This is a genomic window from Pseudomonas sp. FG43, assembly GCF_057809175.1.
Genome location: NZ_JBMDJL010000001.1, coordinates 100,428 through 117,664 on the forward strand (window position 1 = coordinate 100,428; position 17,237 = coordinate 117,664).

Here is a 17,237-nt window from a genome sequence, read left to right on the forward strand (position 1 = left end):
ATGTGATGTCAGAAGATCGTTAATTCAAGCTTTTTGCTCTTCAGATGAAGGCCATTTTTGCACGCGAGCCAAATGAACCAAGGCTTCGCGCACTTGTGTCGGCGTATTGCAAGGCTCACCGAATGCCAGCCAGTGGATGCCACGGCCGATCCTCAGGTGCATGCCTTCACTGTCGAGACCGACCATCTGCGCAGGCTCGGTCTGCGGCAGGCCGGACAGTGCCACGTAATGCGCAATGGCATTGGCGTGGTCGTCATTCATGTGCTCGACCATGCGGGTTTCGACTTCCCCGGCGAACGGGTTGGCCAGAGCAACGTCATCGAGCCAGTGAATGGCGCCAAAACCGCCAATGTAGCGATAGCGCACCGGAGTCAGCACCCAGAAATCGAAATCATGGGCGCTGTGATAACTCTGCGACTCTGGGAAATAGCGGTAATAACGCTGGGCGGCCGCTTCGATGGCTTGCGGGTCGCTCAACTTCACGGCCTCAGCCAGCACCGTGATACGCCCGACGGCCTGCACGTCATCGGCTTCGCGCTCGCCCACCAGCAAGGAACACTTGGGGTCCAGGGTCAGGTTGTGGGTGTGCTGGGCAATCCGGCTTATCAGAATCAACGGCCTGCCCTGCTCATCGAGGCAGTAAGGCACCGCCGAACCGAACGGAAAGCCGGGCATGGACCTGGAATGCGTGGATAGCACAGAGCGATACTCTTTGAGCAATAACTCCCGGGCATTTTTAGAGGCTTTCGCGCTCATCGTGTGGCTCCTTATAACGTTTTCGCCGAGTTAAAGACGAACGCTCTGAAACAGCTTATAACTTGTTGCGAATGGCATCAGCGATCACCGGTGCCACGGCATTGGCTTACAGATTGGGCACGCACATGGAATTGAAAAACAAGTTAATTATTATTACGGGTGGCGGCCAGGGGCTGGGTCGTGCAATGGCCGAGTATCTGGCGACCAAGGGCGTCAATCTGGCGCTGGTGGACCTGAACCAGGAAAAGCTCGACCAGACCGTCGCAGCCTGCAAGGCACTGGGCGTAGAAGCACATGCCTATCTGGCCAACGTTGCCAGTGAAGAACAGGTCACGGACACGATTGCAAAAATAGCCGAAGACTTCGGCGCTATTCACGGCCTGATCAATAATGCCGGCATCCTGCGCGATGGTTTGTTGCTCAAGGTCAAGGATGGTGAAATCACCAAACTGAGCCTCGCGCAATGGCAGGCCGTCATTGACGTCAACCTGACCGGCGTCTTTCTCTGCACCCGCGAAGTGGCCGCCAAGATGGTCGAGCAGAAGAGCCAGGGCGTAATCATCAATATTTCTTCGATATCCCGCGCTGGCAATATCGGGCAAACCAACTATTCAGCCGCAAAAGCTGGCGTGGCTGCAGCAACCGTGACCTGGGCCAAGGAACTGGCGCGTTACGGCATCAGGGTCGCAGGCATTGCACCGGGCTTTATCGAGACCGAAATGACCGCCAGCATGAAACCCGAAGCGCTGGAGAAAATGACTTCGGCCATCCCGCTCAAACGCATGGGCACGCCCGCCGAAATTGCGCATTCGGTGGCTTACATTCTGGAGAACGATTACTACAGCGGCAGGATTCTGGAGCTTGACGGGGCAATGCGGATCTAGTCTGGACTCCCCACGGCATCGCTGGACGATTGCCGTGGGGAAGCCTTTCGGTTTTTACCAGCTCACACCAAAGCCTGCGGTGTAGCGAGTCTTGTCGACATCGCCATTATCTGAACCGCTGATGATGTTTTTCTCGGCCTTGAGGTTCAACGATGCCCAGTCAGTGACCTTGTAGCGCAGCCCTGCTTCGACATCCATCGAGTAGTCGGCCACGCCGCTCAGAGGCTTGCCCACTTCACCGTTTGTGAAGAACTCGAATTTCTTGCCGACCAGATAACGGTTGTAGTCCCAGGTACCGGCAACCGCGTAGAAGTTCTCCTTGTCACCGTTGGAGAACTCGAAGTCGGTGCGGTTGAGCAGAGCCCCGACCTTGAATGCACCCAGTTCGTCATCCCAGAACTGATAACCGGGACCGGTACCGACCGTGCGCTGACGGGACAGGTCTTCGATCTTGTCGCGCTTGTAGGTGATGCGCGCATCCCAGAACAGCTTGTCGGTCAGGAAGCGGTCCAGGGAGTATTCGGCGCTCCAGTTATCGGTGCCGACTGCATCGTCCGTCGTCTCGCGGTTGTAGTCGCCCTTGGCGTTATGACGCCACTGACCATGACGCGCCGAGGTCTTGAACGCCACGTTGTAGTCGTTGGTATCGTTCTCGGCCTGCTGGAAATCCAGGGCTGCATCGATATTGCCCTTCCAGACCATGTCGGTGATGACCGGCTTGGGCTTGATAAGCTGCTGAATGCTGGCCAGTTCCACTGTCTTCGGAGTCTCGCCATTGACCAGCACGACCTTGCCGTCATCGGCAGCTTTCAAGGATTTGGCAACCTCGCCGGTGAACTGATCCTGCTTGACCAGCAACGGCTGGTCACTTTCAAGGGTCTTGACCTGCTTCCAGTCCAGAGGCACAGAACCACCATATGGCGTCTCAATGAGCAATTTACCGCCATCGAACAGCTTGATCGTGCCGCTCAACCGGTCACCGTTCTTCAACCAGACGGTATCGGCAAGCAGTGGAGTGGAGGCAGTGGTTATTGCAAGGCACAACAGGGTTCTGGACAACATAAGCGACTACTAGGCTCTGTTAAGCGGAAAATCGGGCATTATCCTGCCAGCCTGCTGGATAACGTCAGGTATCAATGACAGTAGGATCTTTCCGTAGTTCCGGTAACAAAACACATACATGCCTTTAAACAGGAATAAAACCGTGACCCACCCCGCGTCAGAACATGACGATCCTGGCGGGCTTTCCCCCGCAGAGGCCCGACGCACAGCGCTCTACCTCACACTTGAGCAGATACCGGAAGGCAAAGTTGTCAGCTATGGGCAATTGGCCGATCTGGCAGGGCTTGGAAGAGCCGCGCGCTGGGTCGGGCGAACCTTGAGCCAGTTGCCCGAAGGCACTTCGCTGCCCTGGCATCGGGTATTGGGGGCCGGCGGCAGGCTCAGTCTGCCGGCAGGAAGCATTTCAGGTGACGAACAGCGTGCCCGCTTGCGTGCAGAAGGCCTTACCATCCGTAACAATCGGGTCGATATGCAGCGCCATGGCTGGCGTCCCATGTAGCACAGCGGTTAGAGTGCGCCCTTTGTTTTCGCAACCTGAGGCAGTTTCCAGCCCATGCCCCGTAAAACCTGGCGCGCCGCGCTCGCCGCTTATGCCAGCCCCTCGACATTAGTACTGTTGCTGCTTGGATTCGCCGCGGGCATGCCTTACATGCTGGTCTTCTCAACGCTGTCGGTCTGGTTGCGTGAAGCCGGTGTCGCTCGCGAGACCATTGGTTATGCCAGCCTCATTGGCCTGGCCTACGCCTTCAAATGGGTCTGGTCGCCCCTGCTCGACCAATGGCGTCTGCCACTGCTCGGAAAACTGGGGCGTAGACGCTCCTGGCTGGTCCTCTCACAGGCACTGGTGATGCTCGGCCTGATCGGCATGGGCTTTTGCGACCCGCAGCAGCATCTATCGTGGTTGATCGCCATTGCGGTAGTGGTGGCCTTTTCCTCTGCGACGCAGGATATCGCCATCGATGCCTACCGCCTGGAAATTGCCCAGGACACCCAGCAGGCGGCCCTTGCTGCCAGCTACATGTCCGGTTATCGGGTCGCGGCGCTGCTGTCCACAGCCGGGGCGTTGTATTTCGCCGAAGGTTTTGGCTCGACGGGCTTCTCTTACAAGCACTCGGCATGGACCGGCACGTATGTGCTGTTCGGGCTGTTGATGCTGCCAGCGCTGGTTACCACGTTCATCATGCGTGAACCGCCAGTACCGTTACGCACCCAGTTGTCAGCGGCTCGCTATGTTTTTGTGCACCAACTGGCCTCCGTATTCGTACTCATTGTGCTGCTGGTTTCAGTGCCAGCGATGTTCACCCAGCTCTACAACACAGACTTCGCGAGTGTTCTGTTCGAGGGCAGCAGTTGGATGAGCCTGCTGCTGGAAGACCGGGCCTTCCTGCGCTCCATTCTGTATATCGTGCTCACCATAGCCTGCCTGTCCTCCATGGGGCGACGTGGCCTCGCTCCCGTGCTGACGCCCGTCAACGACTTCATCATGCGCTACCGCTGGCAGGCCTTTATCCTGCTGGGCCTGATCGCGACCTATCGCATGTCAGACACGGTGATGGGCGTGATGGCCAATGTGTTCTACATCGATCAGGGCTTTACCAAGGACCAGATTGCCAGTGTCAGCAAGATCTTTGGCCTGATCATGACGCTGCTGGGCGCGGGCGTTGGCGGTCTGTTGATCGTACGCTTCGGCATCATGCCGATCCTGTTCATCGGCGGCATGAGCTCGGCAGCGACCAATATCCTGTTCCTGCTGCTGGCCGACATGGGGCCGAACCTGAAGATGCTGGTGCTGACCATTTCCCTGGATAACCTGAGTTCCGGGCTGGCCACATCCGCCTTCGTAGCCTATCTGTCGAGCCTGACCAACCTCAAGTTCTCTGCCACCCAATACGCCCTGCTCAGCTCGATCATGCTGCTGTTGCCACGCTTGATCGGCGGTTATTCAGGGGTCATGGTGGAGAAATTCGGCTACCACAACTTCTTCCTCATTACCGCGCTGCTGGGCGTGCCGACCTTGCTGATGATCATTTTGCAGTGGAGCAAGGAAATTCGTACCGCAGACAAACAGGATGAGCCCGACAAGACCGTGGCTGACAAAGCGCATTAATCAAAATGCCCGGTGCATCAAGCACCGGGCTTTTCACCACTCCCAGTCTTTCTCCATGAACTCGGCCGTGGGTGGCAGGACCGAGTTCAGGAGTTGCAGGAATTGCTCGAATAACTCTTTGTTGGGAAAGCGAAATTCAAACCCCACCGTGATATCAGTTCGGTGAGTGATGATCATGGAGCGTTTGCGATCCACCGTGACAAAGTTGTACTCGTTCCAGGGCAAGCTTTGTTCATTATTGATTTTATTCTCCCAGTTCAGTAAAGAGCGTGCTGCCCCGAGTGAAATGGCGGCGGGGCCAAGCAGAAATAGCAGAGAGCCTGTGACAAGGGCGACGCCGAGAAATAGCAGGATGGTGAAGATGGCGATGCCCTTGAAGAAGGGACCTGCAAAATTTGGATAGTAGTCGTAGTATTCGACAGAGCCTGCCTGGAGATCTATATGGTAATTGAATATGGTCTTTTTTCTGGCGACAAGCATAATCATATAAGTCGCGGACACCACTGCCGCACAACCGAACCCTATAAGTAACTCCACATCCTCAGGGAGCGTATCCCACATCATCCATAGGCAATAAAGAAAAAGCGCAAGGCTTGAGCCTATAATGATAAGCTGAAATTTAATTAATTCCTTTGGAGGACAATCAATTGTTTTTATACTCCACGCCATTACAGTCGTATCGCTGCTGAAAAGTGTGTTCTGCGCTGTACTGCAGGCTGCTATTTTATTCATAATAATCTCTTATTCCAGAAGAGCGCTTCATGACCTGCAAACAGCGCGAAGTGAACAAGCGCGCCCTGTAAGGCTGATGCCGAACAGTTAAGGTCATAACTCACTTTGTGGGAGGCAGCCTGGCGACTTCAGCGTACAGACACAGAATATCTGTCGGTTTTCAGGCCTTTTTCGCCAGCAAGCTGCCTCCTGCAAGTAGCTCGTTGCATCAAGCACCGGTTTTTTCACCACTCCCAGTCTTTCTCCATGAACTCGGCCGTGGGTGGCAGGACCGAGTGCAGGAATTGCAGGTACTGCTCGAACAGGTCCTTGTTGGGGAAGCGGGCGACAAACCCTGTAGTGATGTCGGTGCAATGAATAACGATGATGGAGCGCTTTCGATCAATCGTGACGAAGTTGTGGGTATCCCATGGACGAGTTTCCCGATGATGGATTTTATTCTCCCAATTCAGCAAAGAGCGTGCGGCCCCGATTGAAATGGCGGCGGGGCCGATGAGAAAGAGCAGAGAACCCGTGACGAGGGCGACGCCGAGAAATAGCAGGATGGTGAAAATGGCGATGCCTTTGAAGAAGGGGCCTGCAAAATTTGGATAGTAGTCGTAGTACTCGACAGAGCCTCCATGGAGTGTGATGTGGTAGTTGAACATAGCCTTCTGCCTGACTGCGAACACAATCAAATAAGTCCCGAATACTACAGGTGCGCAGCCGAACGCTATAAGCATGTCCAGAGCTTCCGGCAAATCATCCCACAACAACCATAGACAATAAAGAAAAGGGAGAAGACAGGCCGTTACTACAGCAAGATAAGCTTTTTTTAGCTCCTTTGGAGAACACTCGATTGTTTTTATGCTCCATATCATTACAGCTGTATCGCTGCTGAAAGTTTCGTTCTGCTTTGTGCTGCTGGCTGCTATATGAGTCATAGAATTTTATTCCGGAAGCACAAGGATCAGTGCGTTGGCGCGGCTTTTCTTATTGATTTCTAGAAGTGTGAGGCTTGAGCCATCTACTGCCATATCGCCCTCCTGGCTTAGCTCTATCTGATAAAGGTAGCTTTGAGCTTTCTGCCCTGAAGCACTCACCGAGTTCGGATACCAGATTTGCAACTCAATGTAGGTAGCACCTTCCTTGAGCGGAACCCAGGTTTGCCAGACGACATCCTCGCCCGCAGGAAAAATCGGGAAATACAGATCCGATGGTGAATAGGGAGGCCGTTCATTACCGATCTTTCCAAACTCCTTGAGAGGAGTGAACTTGCCACGCTCTTCAAACTTGTCTGCAATGGGCGTATCCGTTTGCTCCGTTGGCAGAAAACCGAAAGGTCGCGTACTGCTGATAACATTAAGCTGAACCAGTTGCCCGCGTAATGCCTCAGGCAAACGCATTTGTATCCAGGCACCGTTTTGTACTGGCATATTTACATACCCAGCTAAACCTATGTATTTTTGCCTATACTCAACCGTACTTTTAATAAGAATTTGCGGACTCAGCTGGATTTCCAGCAAAGAACGCTTTTCTTCAACTTCTCCTTCTGGCGTATCAGCATGTCGATATTCAGGTGAACGCGACCAGCAACACTTTCGCAACCACCAGCCAACACTGTCCTGTTTGAAATAGTTCAGGACCATGGTAGCAATTAAATAAATAGATCCGACGATGAGAAGAGCAACAGCAAACCACGAGCTCATTACAATAGCTACGAGTGTCTTGGACAGGCTCAACCCCGCAATCAATTGTAGAGAACCGCCAATACCCATCACAGCTACAGCAAAGCCTTTTACATAGAGCGCAACTTTTTCTTCTGCGGTCTTGGCATTTTTTTGATCCTCCCAGATATCCCAAAGCTCCAACACCGCCGCCGCCACCGCAAACGCCCCCAAAGCCACCATCGTGCTCCTGAACCCGCGAATCGCATCTCCCCAAGCGCTGTTTCCCTGAGCTTTCCAGTAGGCGGAAGAGCGATCCAGAATGCCTATGCTTTTGCCGTCGATCAGCACCGGCGTCGCATTCTTGATCACCGCCCACGGCGCTTCGACAAAAACAGCCATCAACAGATTGAAGCTGTAACCCAGGCTGTAACCGACCTTGACGATATCCTTGCCGCTGAATTCGCCATCGCGGGTCAGGTCTTCATAGAGGAATGCAGTGTTGATGAAGTTGAGCAGGATGACGCCCCAGGTGATCCCGGCTCCGAAACCACCTAAACGCTCGCTCCAGGCTTTGGCGCGGGTGTGCCAGTCCCTGGCGACGTCCAGGCCGGACTTGAAGAAGGCACGGATTTCGTCCTGCAGCAGTTGGGCGTACTGGCTGTTCTGAAAGTCCAGCAGGCCCGGGATTTTCAGTTCGTGCAGGCGCAAGGCTTCCAGTTGTGATTGCAGCAGGCGCGCCAGGTTTCGGCGTTCGCGGGGATGGTGCGGGTAGAGCCAGTTAAAGCGGGTGTCGTCGATCTGTTTGGTGAGCAGCCACCATTCGCGTTTCCACTGCTTGAGTCGGGAGGCGATTTGTTCGTTGATGCGGATCATTTCCGGCGTATTGGCCAGAATCTGGCCGATCATGAAGTTACGGACCAAGGCCGCGAGGTTCTGGCCCTTGCCCAGCGCCAGACGGCTGTCGACCGGCACCCAGGCCAACAGCATGTTTTCAGCAATCGTTTTCCCTGCACCACTCGCCAGTTCGCGCAGGGCCTTGAAGGTGTCCTGCACCGGCTGTTTCAGCTTTTTCATCCAGGCCGCGTCGGCGAAACCCTGATGGTTGAGCGCGGCGTTGAGTTCGCCAGCGCGGGTGGCCAGGTTGGTGAAGTCGCCAATGCCGTTGAGCAGGGCGTTGGCTTCCTGATGCAGGGCTTCCTTGAGGGCGGGAGAGAATCCATAACGCATGGTCCCGAACAGCGTACTGCCCCGGGCTTCCTGCTTAGCCAACCAGACGCTGGCCTGTTGATCCTGGCCATAGACCATCAGCAAGTCGGTCATGACGGTTTGCAGGTACAGCAGGGTTTTCGGGTTGGCTGTGTCGATGAACAGCCTGAGCGGGTCGCTGCCAAGGTGCTCGGCCCATGTCTGGAAATCCGCCTGGGTGTCGCGGACCTGTTGCAGCAGGGCTTCGCTGATGGGCAGGTTGTCTTGCAGATAGGTACGTGCGCCCTTGAGGTCGACTTCACGGCGCCATTTCTCGCGATCCTTCCAGGCCTGCCGGTCGTCTTCGGACGGGTATCGGCCATAACGGGTATGCAGCATCTGGCGCATTTCTGCGCTCTTGAACATGTCCATCGTGCCCAGCGAGCCACCCGGAGGATTGCCGTGCATGGTCAGCATCTTCTCCAGGTCCATCTGGTCGAAATACTCCTCCATCTCATGCAGGTAGCGCTGGGTGCTGGCGCTGTCCTCGCGTACCCACGAGGGCAGGTGTTTGAGCTCGCCATCGGCCCCGCAAAGCGCGGTTACGGTCTGAGCCATTTGCAGCTTATGTTCGTGTTCCTGTTGCCAGTTCTGATACGCGGCCTGATCACCCGCCAGTTGCATGCCCAGGTCGTTGAACACGCCCAGCGGATCGTCGAGGGCGACCAGCAGCGAGCGGCATCTGTCCGGGACATTGCCCAGCCAGTACACATCGGCCCCAAGCGGGGTAAAGACCGATTTCGCCGCTTGATCGGGCTCGGCTGTCGGAATGGACGAGTCAGCGAAGCGTTTGTCCTCGACCACGTAATTCTTGTCGATATCGGCGACGGCCGTGGCGAGCGTCATCAGTGGCAACGTACCCGGCTCGTTCAGGGTGGCGCAGAAGTTGGCCAGGTCCAGGGGCTTCATCCACAGGGCGCGGCTGTCGGCGTGTGAGCGCATGTGTTCGCAGATTCGCCAGGTCCATTGCACCGGGGAAAAAGCCAGATGCAGGCGGTTCCTGCGGGGGTAAAGCAGGTAAGGGTTACCCTCTCCATCGCCGCTGCGAACGTCACGCCCCAGATGGGCCTCCGTCCAGACGATGCGCGTCAGGCAGGCATCGGACGCCGAAACGCTGTACTCATGAAACGTCCCTGCCGTTTCGTCGAACACATAGACATACCCGTCGTAGAGCTGGCGCAGGGTGTAGCTGCGGGTCTTGAGTCGTGGCAGTGGGCTCCACTGGCCACGGGCGGGCAAGGGCTTGAGCTGTGCGGGGTCGACATCGTAGTGCGAACGGTCAAGGGCATAGCGCACCGGGACAATGGCGATATCCGCCGTCTTGAGCGAACAGGCACAGGTGGCAGAAGACGGAGACTTGTCGAAGCGCGCCCCACGCCGTTCTTGCAGGGTGCCGTGTTTCTTAGTCATGGGACGCACCGTTGCGTGCGTCTTCAACGAGTACCTGAAGGTGAAGAGTGATGAGGCGAGGAGCCTGGTAAACGAGCATGAACATCCCTTGTTCCCTGATGGTTGCCGAGCGACTTCGCTCGGACGTGGGAACAGTCTGTATCAAGAGTCATGCCTGTTAATTTTTCTATATAACAATCAATAGCTTAAATTTAAACCTCCTAAAAACTGGTTATTTTTCATACAAAAATCCCGAAAAAGTGCGCAAGCCCATGCGCACCTGCGCAATATCTTGCGCAGCTGGTCGAAGAGCCCTGTTCATAAGGGTTGGAGGGGATTTCAGGGGTGTTTTATCAAGGATGGGGTGCGCAGATATTTGCGCATCAAGGCTTAATGCCTGCGGTCATCAAAAAGCTCGATGCCTGGAGCATCGAGCTTTTTGAGCGAGCTGTCCGCTTACTCCTGAACCACACGCACCATGCGCTGTGGCGAAGGGATATCGATACCTGCGGCTTTCAGACGATCACGTGCCTCGATATTGAAGAGCGAACTCACATCGCCCATATCGCCGGTCTTGGTCCATACCCTCAACGACAGGGTAATCGCGTTTTCGCCCAACGCCGCGACGACAGCCTGCGGTGCCGGATCCTGAAGGACACGCGGGTCCTGAGCCATCTCCAGCAGCACCTCAAGTGCTTTCCTCAGGTCGGCATCGGGGCTAACACCGATATCGAACACGATCTTGCGGGTCGGCTGGCGGTTGGTGTTGGTGATGATGCCGTTGGACAGATTGCCGTTGGGCATGATCACTGTTCGGTTGTCGCCGGTACGCAGCACGGTATGGAAAATCTGGATACTGTCGACAGTACCCGCCACACCCTGGGCCTCGATCCAGTCGCCGATACGGAACGGGCGGAACAGCAGAATCAGCACGCCACCCGCAAAATTCGCCAGGCTGCCCTGCAATGCCAGGCCAATGGCCAGGCCCGCAGCACCGATAGCCGCGACGAACGAGGTGGTTTCCACACCGATCATCGACGCGACGCTCACCACCAGCAGAATCTTGAGAATGATGTTCGCCAGGCTGGCGACAAAACCCTGCAATGCCAGATCTGCATTACGCAGTGCCAGCAATGCACCCAGCTTGCCGGTCAATCGGTTGATCAACCACCAGCCAATACTCAGTGTTACCAGCGCCAGCAGCACACGGCTGCTGTATTGCATGATCATAGGAATCCAGCTTTGTGAAACCTTCCACAACTGATCGACTTCTGCGCTCAAATCCATCTTGTTTCTCCTGCCTGTCACGAGCCAATCTTGAAAGGACTGCCGGAAACAATCATTTCAGCGTTTACAGGGGTGTTCGGACATGTCCGGGAATAAAGGGTTCCCGGACAACCAGAATCACCTAGTCACGGAAGTTGTTGAATTGCAGCGGCATCCCCGAGTCGTATGTACGCAGTAAAGCAATGGCATCTTGCAGGTCATCGCGCTTTTTACCCGTGACGCGCACTTGTTCGCCCTGAATGGCGGCCTGCACCTTCAGTTTAGCGTCCTTGATATGGGCGACGATTTTCTTGGCCAGCTCCTTGTCGATACCTTCCCTGAGCACGGCTTCCTGCTTCATCACTTTGCCCGAAGCGTAGGCGTCCTTGACCTCAAGGCACTTCACGTCGATCTTGCGCTTGACCAGGGCAAGCTTGAGGATTTCGATCATCGCTTCAAGCTGAAACTCCGCCTCGGCGGTGAGCGTGACGGTCAGCTCCTTGAACTCGAAAGTGCCTTTGCCTTTGAGGTCATAGCGACGGTCCAGCTCTTTGATGGCGTTATCGACGGCATTAGTGACTTCGTGTTTATCCAATTCGGACACTACGTCGAACGATGGCATGTAATTTCTCCAGATAAACGGCGCGCCCGAAAAAAGCGAACGCGCGTGACTTGACGGTATGAAAGAACGCTCATTATAACGAGACTTTCCCAGCCTTCACTGCGAGCCTTTCATGTCGACTTTCGATTTTATCGCTGCAAGGCCGTTCAACCTTTTGGACATCCCTCTCTGATGGGCGCTATCTGGCACATACTCGGCGCGGGCAGCCTGGGCAGTCTGTGGGCCGCAAGACTGGCCCGTGCGGGCGTTCCGGTGCGGCTGGTCCTGCGTAATGCTGCACGGCTGCAAGCCTATCAAGCCAACGGCAGCTGCCTGACCCTTGTGGAAAACGGCGTTGCCCAACCGATCTTCATTTCGGCCCAGACTCTCGACAGCGATGAGCCCATCGAGCGTTTGCTGGTGGCCTGCAAGGCCTATGATGCCGAGCAAGCCGTGGCTCAGGTGGCTTCGCGCCTGCATGCCAATGCAGAAGTCGTCCTGTTGCAGAACGGCCTGGGCAGTCAGGATGCTGTGGCGGCACGTATTCCACATGCCCGCTGCATTTTTGCATCAAGCACCGAAGGGGCATTTCGCGAGTCGGACTGGCGTGTGGTATTCGCGGGCCACGGCTATACATGGCTGGGCGATGCCCGTGAGCCAACGCCACCTGCGTTCCTGCAAGACCTGCATGACAGCGGCATTGCCCATGAGTGGACGCCCGATATCCTGACGCGCCTGTGGCGCAAGCTGGCCTTGAACTGCGCCATCAATCCGCTGACCGTTCTCCATGATTGTCGCAATGGCGGCCTGCAGGACCATCACTGTGAAGTGGCGACGCTGTGCGTCGAACTCACGGACCTGCTGGAACGTTGTGGCCAGCCCGTGGCGGCCCAGGACCTGCACACTGAAGTGCAACGGGTGATCAAGGCCACGGCGGCCAATTACTCGTCGATGTATCAGGACGTGGCCAATGGCCGACGTACAGAAATCAGCTACCTGCTCGGCTACGCTTGCGCTGCGGCCCTTCGTCATCAATGTGCCGTGCCTCACCTGCAGCAACTACAGACGCGACTGACCACTCATCTCGCAAGCAAGGGTTTGCGTACCGACTAGCGCACGCTACCCTGCTGGTTCATCCTTCGCGTGTGATTCGCCCCATGCCATTGCGCCAGCGCCTAGAAAACCTGCCCGTAGGCCAGAAACTGCTGGCAGCCCTGCTGGTCCTGTTGACCACGGTGCTGCTGGTCGCCAACCTGACCTTCATCAGCGCCGCTTATTACATCTCTCAGGAAGCCATGGCCCCACAGGCCTTACAGACCATCGGACGCCTGATCAGCAGCCCCAATCTAAACGAGCAGGCCTTGAGTTCACCGCGCAACGCCCATGCCCTGCTCAAGGAGCTAAAGAGCTACGGGCCGTTGCGTGCAGCCGCGCTCTACGACAACGACGGCAATCGACTGGCGCAAGTGCAACAGGGCGAAGGGCTTCACCTGCCCACCCATTACGGCGATATCGAAGGCTGGCGCCTGACCGAGTTTCGCAACACACAAATCATTACCGTGCCCAAAGGGGACCAGGCTCCGGGGCATTTGTTGCTGGTCGCCAGCAGCGAACTGCCGACTGCGTTTTACACCGGTACGCTGACGGCAAGCCTGGGCATTCTGATATTCAGCGTTCTGCTGTGGCTGGTCGTGGCCCGCCAGATCAGGCGCCTGATTACCGAACCGATCTATCAGCTCGAAGAGCTGTCGCGTCAGGTCACCCGCGAAGAAAACTATGCCCTGCGCGCCGGCCCCGGCAACGAAGACGAGATCGGTAACCTGGCCGAAGCCTTCAACACCATGCTGTCACGTATCGAAGCTCGCGAGCAGCAACTCAAGCGGGCCCGCGACGACTCGCAGGAAGCCTATGCACAGGCTCAGGGCCTTGCCGAAGAGACCCGCCATACCAACCGCAAGCTGGAACTGGAGGTCAAGGTTCGCAGCAAGATCGAGAAAAAGCTCACCGGTTTTCAGAACTACCTCAACAGCATTATCGACTCGATGCCCTCAGCGATGATTGCTCTGGACGAACAGCTTTATGTCACCCAGTGGAATCAGGAGGCGACCGCCCTGTCCGGCACAACGCTGGACGAAGCGCTCAATCAGCCGATTTTCATTGCCTTTGAGCCCATGAGAGCGTTTCTGCCACAGATCAAACAGACCGTTGAGCAACACAGCGTCACCAAGATAGAACGTGTGACGTGGATCAAGAACGACGAACCTCGCAGCTATGCCCTGACCTTCTACCCGCTTGCAGGCGATGCAGGCCGTGGCGTAGTGATTCGTATCGACGACATCACCCAGCGTATTTCCCTGGAAGAAATGATGGTGCAGTCGGAAAAGATGCTCTCCGTTGGCGGGCTTGCCGCAGGCATGGCCCACGAGATCAATAACCCGCTGGGCGCAATTCTGCATAACGTGCAGAACATCCGTCGCCGCCTCTCGCCGGAACTGCCGAAGAACATCGAACAAGCCGAGTCGGACGGTATCGACCTGAATACCGTCAATCATTACCTGACCAGTCGCGGCGTCCCGCAATTACTCGATGGCATTCAGCAGGCAGGCGCACGGGCAGCAAAGATCGTCAGCCACATGCTCAACTTCAGCCGCCTGAGCAACCGTCAGCTGACGCCTTGCGAACTGCCCGCCCTGATCGATCAGGCGCTGGAAATCGCTGGTAACGACTTTGACCTGGCGATCGGTTTCGACTTCAAGGGCCAGCACATCATTCGCCAGTTCGACCCTGAACTGGGGCCGGTCCCCTGTATTCCCAACGAACTGGAACAGGTGCTGCTCAACCTGCTGAAGAACGCCGCGCAAGCCATTCACCAGCGAGCGGAAAATGAAGCAGAACCCGGACGCATTACCCTGCGCACCCGCCTCAACCCGCCATGGGCGGAGATTCAGGTCGAGGACAATGGCATCGGAATGGCGGAGAACGTTCGCAAGCGCACCTTCGAGCCTTTTTTCACGACCAAGGAAATTGGTCAGGGCACCGGGCTGGGTCTGTCGGTGTCGTACTTCATCATCACCAACAACCACAAAGGCCAGATGGAAGTGCAATCGTCCATCGGCATGGGAACCTGCTTCACTCTGCGCCTGCCTCTGGCAGGCAATCAGGTGAATGTGCAGCAACAAGTCATTTCAAAGCTGTAAGCCAGGAGCCATTCAGATGGGCTTTCGTTTGTCGAAGATTTACACACGCACCGGCGATGCCGGAGAAACCGGGCTGGGCGACGGTCGTCGAGTACCCAAGGATCATCCGCGTGTCGAGGCCATCGGTGAAGTCGATACGCTCAACAGCCAGTTGGGGCTACTGCTGGCCGGGCTGGGCGAACATGCGCAGCGCATTCCTGCACTCAATGAAGTGATCGAGGTGTTGAGCCCTTGTCAGCATCGTTTGTTCGACCTCGGCGGAGAACTGGCGATGCCAGCCTATCAGGCGCTGAATACTGCTGAAGTCGAGCGACTGGAAGCCGCTATCGATGCATGGAACGAGGAAGTCGGGCCGCTGGAAAACTTCATCTTGCCAGGAGGCTCGATGCTGATCGCCCAGGCCCATGTCTGCCGCAGCCTGGCTCGCAGTGCAGAGCGACGCTGTCAGCACCTCAATGCACTGGAACCGCTGGCCGGTGTCGGGCTGGCGTATATCAATCGGCTGTCGGACTTGCTGTTCGTTGCCGCCCGCATCATTGCCAGGCGGCAAGGAGTTGCGGAAATACTCTGGCAGCCTGCTCCCAAGCCAGACAAGACCTGACCCGCAAGTGTAATGCCGATCATTTATCACTTGTGGGTGGGGCCTTGGCCGCGACGACCCAAGTTACAGGCAACATATTTTCAGCGCCTGAACTGGCTGTCGCGGCCAAGGCCCCTCCCACAGGTTGTGCTCACCATCAATCCAGAGGGAAGTCCGTTACGCGCCTGGCCAGAAGGCGCGGATTCCGGCTACGCCTTGTGCGCCGCTTTCCCAGGCGCGCTGACGCTCGTCGGGGCCGACACCGCCCAGCAGGAAAACCGGCCTGGTGAAACCGGCAATCAGGCGGGAGGCTTCCTCCCAACCCAGCGGCTGCGCGTCGGGGTGAGTCTGGGTCGGCTGGACCGGTGACAGGGTGACAAAGTCCACACCCATCTGTTCGGCCAGGGCCAGCTCTTCGGCGTTATGGCAGGAGGCCGCCAACCAGCGTTCCTCAGGGAATGGACGACCACGGCTGGCGTACTTGCGTAGCTGCTCCGCCGTCAGGTGCCATCCGGCGGACGGGAAATCACCCAGCCATTCCAGAGGCCCTTTGAGCATCAGTTGAGCCTTGCCAGCGCACAACCCCACGGCATCCACCGCCAGATCACGATATTGCGGGTCATAACCACCCGGAGCGCGCAACTGGATCAGTTTGATACCACCGGCGATGGCTTTCTGCATGCCGCGCAGAAGCTCGGGGGTTTCCAGACCATCGGGCGTGATCAGGTAATCGCTGGGCAAACGTGCCGCCGCAACAATCGGTTTGTTGGCCGCTGGAAACTCGTAACCGGCCAGTTCCCGATGGCTAGCCCACACCAGCGGTTGCCCTTCGGCACCATGAGGCTCGCCGGTAAAGGCCGAGACCTCCCAGACATCCAGCAAGACCTGTTTGTCCGGGTAATCGTGCTGGATCTTGATCAGCGGACGCGCCGCTGTAACACCAATGCCCAACTCTTCTTGCAGTTCACGGCTCAATGCGGCCTGGACAGCCTCCCCGGCTTCAACCTTGCCACCGGGAAACTCCCACAAACCGCCCTGATGCTGGTTATCTGCACGCTTGGCGATAAGAATCCTGCCGTCAGCGCCACGAATGACAGCAGCGGCCACATGAACACGTTTCACTCATCGGTCTCCTGCAAGGCAGCCTGTTGCCAGCTCTGGAAGGCAGGCCACTGGTAAAGGGTTTCAATATAGGCCAGCGCTTCGGCAGGCAAGGCTACGCGGTAGCCACGCAGACGGATGGCCACTGGCGCAAAGAAGGCATCGGCAATGCTCGCCTGACCGAACAGGAACGGGCCGCTTTCAACCGCCGCAGCACGGCACTCGCTCCACAGCGCAACAATGCGGTCGATATCGTGTTGCGTGTCGACCGGAATGACTTCCAGCGCCTGATCGCGGCGCAGGTCCATCGGCATGTTGGAGCGCAGGCTCATGAAGGCACTGTGCATTTGTGCGCATGCCGAACGGGCCTGGGCACGGGCGGCCGTATCACGCGGCCAGAGATTGGCCTCGGGGAAACGTTCGGCCAGGTATTCACAAATCGCCAGCGAATCGATGATGGTCCCGTGTTCGCATTGCAGCGCCGGGACCTTGCCGGTTGGCGAGTATTCAAGAATCTGTTTGCGGGTGTCCGGCTTGTTCAGGCGAATCACCTGATCGGTGTATGGCTGGCCAGTCATCGCCAGCACCAGCCAGGGGCGCAGCGACCAGGAGGAATAACGTTTGTCGCCGATGATGAGGTGCAGAGACATGTCCTTGGCTCCAGAGTC

Annotated in this window: 15 protein-coding genes; 6 read left to right on the plus strand and 9 right to left on the minus strand. The window is 56.8% G+C overall.

Features of this window, described 5'->3' with window-relative positions:
• Nucleotides 1-24: 24 nt before the first annotated feature.
• The gene (locus ACODS3_RS00445) at nt 25-756 is read right to left on the minus strand and encodes a HugZ family pyridoxamine 5'-phosphate oxidase (RefSeq protein ID WP_122321383.1); all 732 of its coding nucleotides are present in this window, start codon (nt 754-756) and stop codon (nt 25-27) included.
• A 125-nt stretch (nt 757-881) separates the two neighbouring features.
• On the opposite strand from ACODS3_RS00445, the gene ACODS3_RS00450 reads away from it, so the two are divergent.
• Complete coding sequence (locus tag ACODS3_RS00450) at nt 882-1,640, plus strand: SDR family oxidoreductase (RefSeq protein WP_025261691.1); 759 nt, start codon at nt 882-884, stop codon at nt 1,638-1,640.
• A gap of 54 nt (nt 1,641-1,694) precedes the next feature.
• Here ACODS3_RS00450 and ACODS3_RS00455 read toward each other — a convergent pair whose 3' ends face one another.
• On the minus strand, nt 1,695-2,702 hold the full coding sequence (locus ACODS3_RS00455; protein WP_025261692.1) for a DUF481 domain-containing protein: 1,008 nt from the start codon (nt 2,700-2,702) through the stop codon (nt 1,695-1,697).
• 118 nt (nt 2,703-2,820) lie between these two features.
• On the opposite strand from ACODS3_RS00455, the gene ACODS3_RS00460 reads away from it, so the two are divergent.
• Complete coding sequence (locus ACODS3_RS00460; RefSeq protein ID WP_051427746.1) at nt 2,821-3,201, plus strand: MGMT family protein; 381 nt, start codon at nt 2,821-2,823, stop codon at nt 3,199-3,201.
• Between the two features lie 54 nt (nt 3,202-3,255).
• Nucleotides 3,256-4,809, plus strand: coding sequence for an AmpG family muropeptide MFS transporter (locus tag ACODS3_RS00465; RefSeq protein ID WP_489032797.1), 1,554 nt, complete (start codon nt 3,256-3,258; stop codon nt 4,807-4,809).
• Nucleotides 4,810-4,842: 33 nt separating this feature from the next.
• Here the strand turns inward: ACODS3_RS00465 and ACODS3_RS00470 are convergent, their stop codons facing one another.
• The 5 genes from ACODS3_RS00470 to ACODS3_RS00490 all read right to left on the minus strand — a co-directional run bounded on the left by ACODS3_RS00470 (nt 4,843) and on the right by ACODS3_RS00490 (nt 11,712).
• On the minus strand, nt 4,843-5,541 hold the full coding sequence (locus ACODS3_RS00470) for a permease (RefSeq protein WP_201020655.1): 699 nt from the start codon (nt 5,539-5,541) through the stop codon (nt 4,843-4,845).
• 224 nt (nt 5,542-5,765) lie between these two features.
• Nucleotides 5,766-6,464, minus strand: coding sequence for a permease (locus tag ACODS3_RS00475; RefSeq protein ID WP_489032799.1), 699 nt, complete (start codon nt 6,462-6,464; stop codon nt 5,766-5,768).
• Between the two features lie 6 nt (nt 6,465-6,470).
• Nucleotides 6,471-9,845, minus strand: coding sequence for a T6SS effector BTH_I2691 family protein (locus ACODS3_RS00480; protein WP_489032801.1), 3,375 nt, complete (start codon nt 9,843-9,845; stop codon nt 6,471-6,473).
• A 435-nt stretch (nt 9,846-10,280) separates the two neighbouring features.
• Nucleotides 10,281-11,111, minus strand: a complete 831-nt coding sequence (locus ACODS3_RS00485) for a mechanosensitive ion channel family protein (RefSeq protein ID WP_201005671.1) — start codon at nt 11,109-11,111, stop codon at nt 10,281-10,283.
• Nucleotides 11,112-11,232: 121 nt separating this feature from the next.
• Entirely contained in the window at nt 11,233-11,712 is a 480-nt protein-coding gene (locus tag ACODS3_RS00490; protein WP_201020563.1) for a YajQ family cyclic di-GMP-binding protein, read from the minus strand.
• A gap of 171 nt (nt 11,713-11,883) precedes the next feature.
• Here ACODS3_RS00490 and ACODS3_RS00495 point away from each other — a divergent pair, with 171 nt between their 5' ends.
• From ACODS3_RS00495 to ACODS3_RS00505, 3 genes are read left to right on the plus strand one after another with little or no spacing between them, the layout of a single operon-like run.
• Nucleotides 11,884-12,804: a putative 2-dehydropantoate 2-reductase gene (locus ACODS3_RS00495; RefSeq protein ID WP_201020564.1), complete on the plus strand. Its 921-nt coding sequence runs from the start codon at nt 11,884-11,886 to the stop codon at nt 12,802-12,804.
• 44 nt (nt 12,805-12,848) lie between these two features.
• A complete protein-coding gene (locus tag ACODS3_RS00500) occupies nt 12,849-14,888 on the plus strand; it encodes a sensor histidine kinase (protein WP_201020565.1) in 2,040 nt (679 codons plus the stop codon).
• A gap of 16 nt (nt 14,889-14,904) precedes the next feature.
• Complete coding sequence (locus ACODS3_RS00505) at nt 14,905-15,489, plus strand: cob(I)yrinic acid a,c-diamide adenosyltransferase (protein WP_201020566.1); 585 nt, start codon at nt 14,905-14,907, stop codon at nt 15,487-15,489.
• 156 nt (nt 15,490-15,645) lie between these two features.
• Here ACODS3_RS00505 and ACODS3_RS00510 read toward each other — a convergent pair whose 3' ends face one another.
• Complete coding sequence (locus tag ACODS3_RS00510; protein WP_304575352.1) at nt 15,646-16,590, minus strand: Nudix family hydrolase; 945 nt, start codon at nt 16,588-16,590, stop codon at nt 15,646-15,648.
• Nucleotides 16,587-17,219: a glutathione S-transferase family protein gene (locus ACODS3_RS00515; protein ID WP_304575351.1), complete on the minus strand. Its 633-nt coding sequence runs from the start codon at nt 17,217-17,219 to the stop codon at nt 16,587-16,589. The genes ACODS3_RS00510 and ACODS3_RS00515 overlap by 4 nt, the downstream gene beginning before the upstream one ends.
• Between the last annotated feature and the right edge of the window lie 18 nt (nt 17,220-17,237).

Excerpts from the sequence above, each read along its gene's own strand:
- ACODS3_RS00445 (WP_122321383.1), bottom strand. The coding sequence starts at position 756 with ATGAGCGCGAAAGCCTCTAAAAATGCCCGGGAGTTATTGCTCAAAGAG.
- ACODS3_RS00450 (WP_025261691.1), top strand. The coding sequence starts at position 882 with ATGGAATTGAAAAACAAGTTAATTATTATTACGGGTGGCGGCCAGGGG.
- ACODS3_RS00455 (WP_025261692.1), bottom strand. The coding sequence starts at position 2,702 with ATGTTGTCCAGAACCCTGTTGTGCCTTGCAATAACCACTGCCTCCACT.
- ACODS3_RS00460 (WP_051427746.1), top strand. The coding sequence starts at position 2,821 with ATGCCTTTAAACAGGAATAAAACCGTGACCCACCCCGCGTCAGAACAT.
- ACODS3_RS00465 (WP_489032797.1), top strand. The coding sequence starts at position 3,256 with ATGCCCCGTAAAACCTGGCGCGCCGCGCTCGCCGCTTATGCCAGCCCC.
- ACODS3_RS00470 (WP_201020655.1), bottom strand. The coding sequence starts at position 5,541 with ATGAATAAAATAGCAGCCTGCAGTACAGCGCAGAACACACTTTTCAGC.
- ACODS3_RS00475 (WP_489032799.1), bottom strand. The coding sequence starts at position 6,464 with ATGACTCATATAGCAGCCAGCAGCACAAAGCAGAACGAAACTTTCAGC.
- ACODS3_RS00480 (WP_489032801.1), bottom strand. The coding sequence starts at position 9,845 with ATGACTAAGAAACACGGCACCCTGCAAGAACGGCGTGGGGCGCGCTTC.
- ACODS3_RS00485 (WP_201005671.1), bottom strand. The coding sequence starts at position 11,111 with ATGGATTTGAGCGCAGAAGTCGATCAGTTGTGGAAGGTTTCACAAAGC.
- ACODS3_RS00490 (WP_201020563.1), bottom strand. The coding sequence starts at position 11,712 with ATGCCATCGTTCGACGTAGTGTCCGAATTGGATAAACACGAAGTCACT.
- ACODS3_RS00495 (WP_201020564.1), top strand. The coding sequence starts at position 11,884 with ATGGGCGCTATCTGGCACATACTCGGCGCGGGCAGCCTGGGCAGTCTG.
- ACODS3_RS00500 (WP_201020565.1), top strand. The coding sequence starts at position 12,849 with ATGCCATTGCGCCAGCGCCTAGAAAACCTGCCCGTAGGCCAGAAACTG.
- ACODS3_RS00505 (WP_201020566.1), top strand. The coding sequence starts at position 14,905 with ATGGGCTTTCGTTTGTCGAAGATTTACACACGCACCGGCGATGCCGGA.
- ACODS3_RS00515 (WP_304575351.1), bottom strand. The coding sequence starts at position 17,219 with ATGTCTCTGCACCTCATCATCGGCGACAAACGTTATTCCTCCTGGTCG.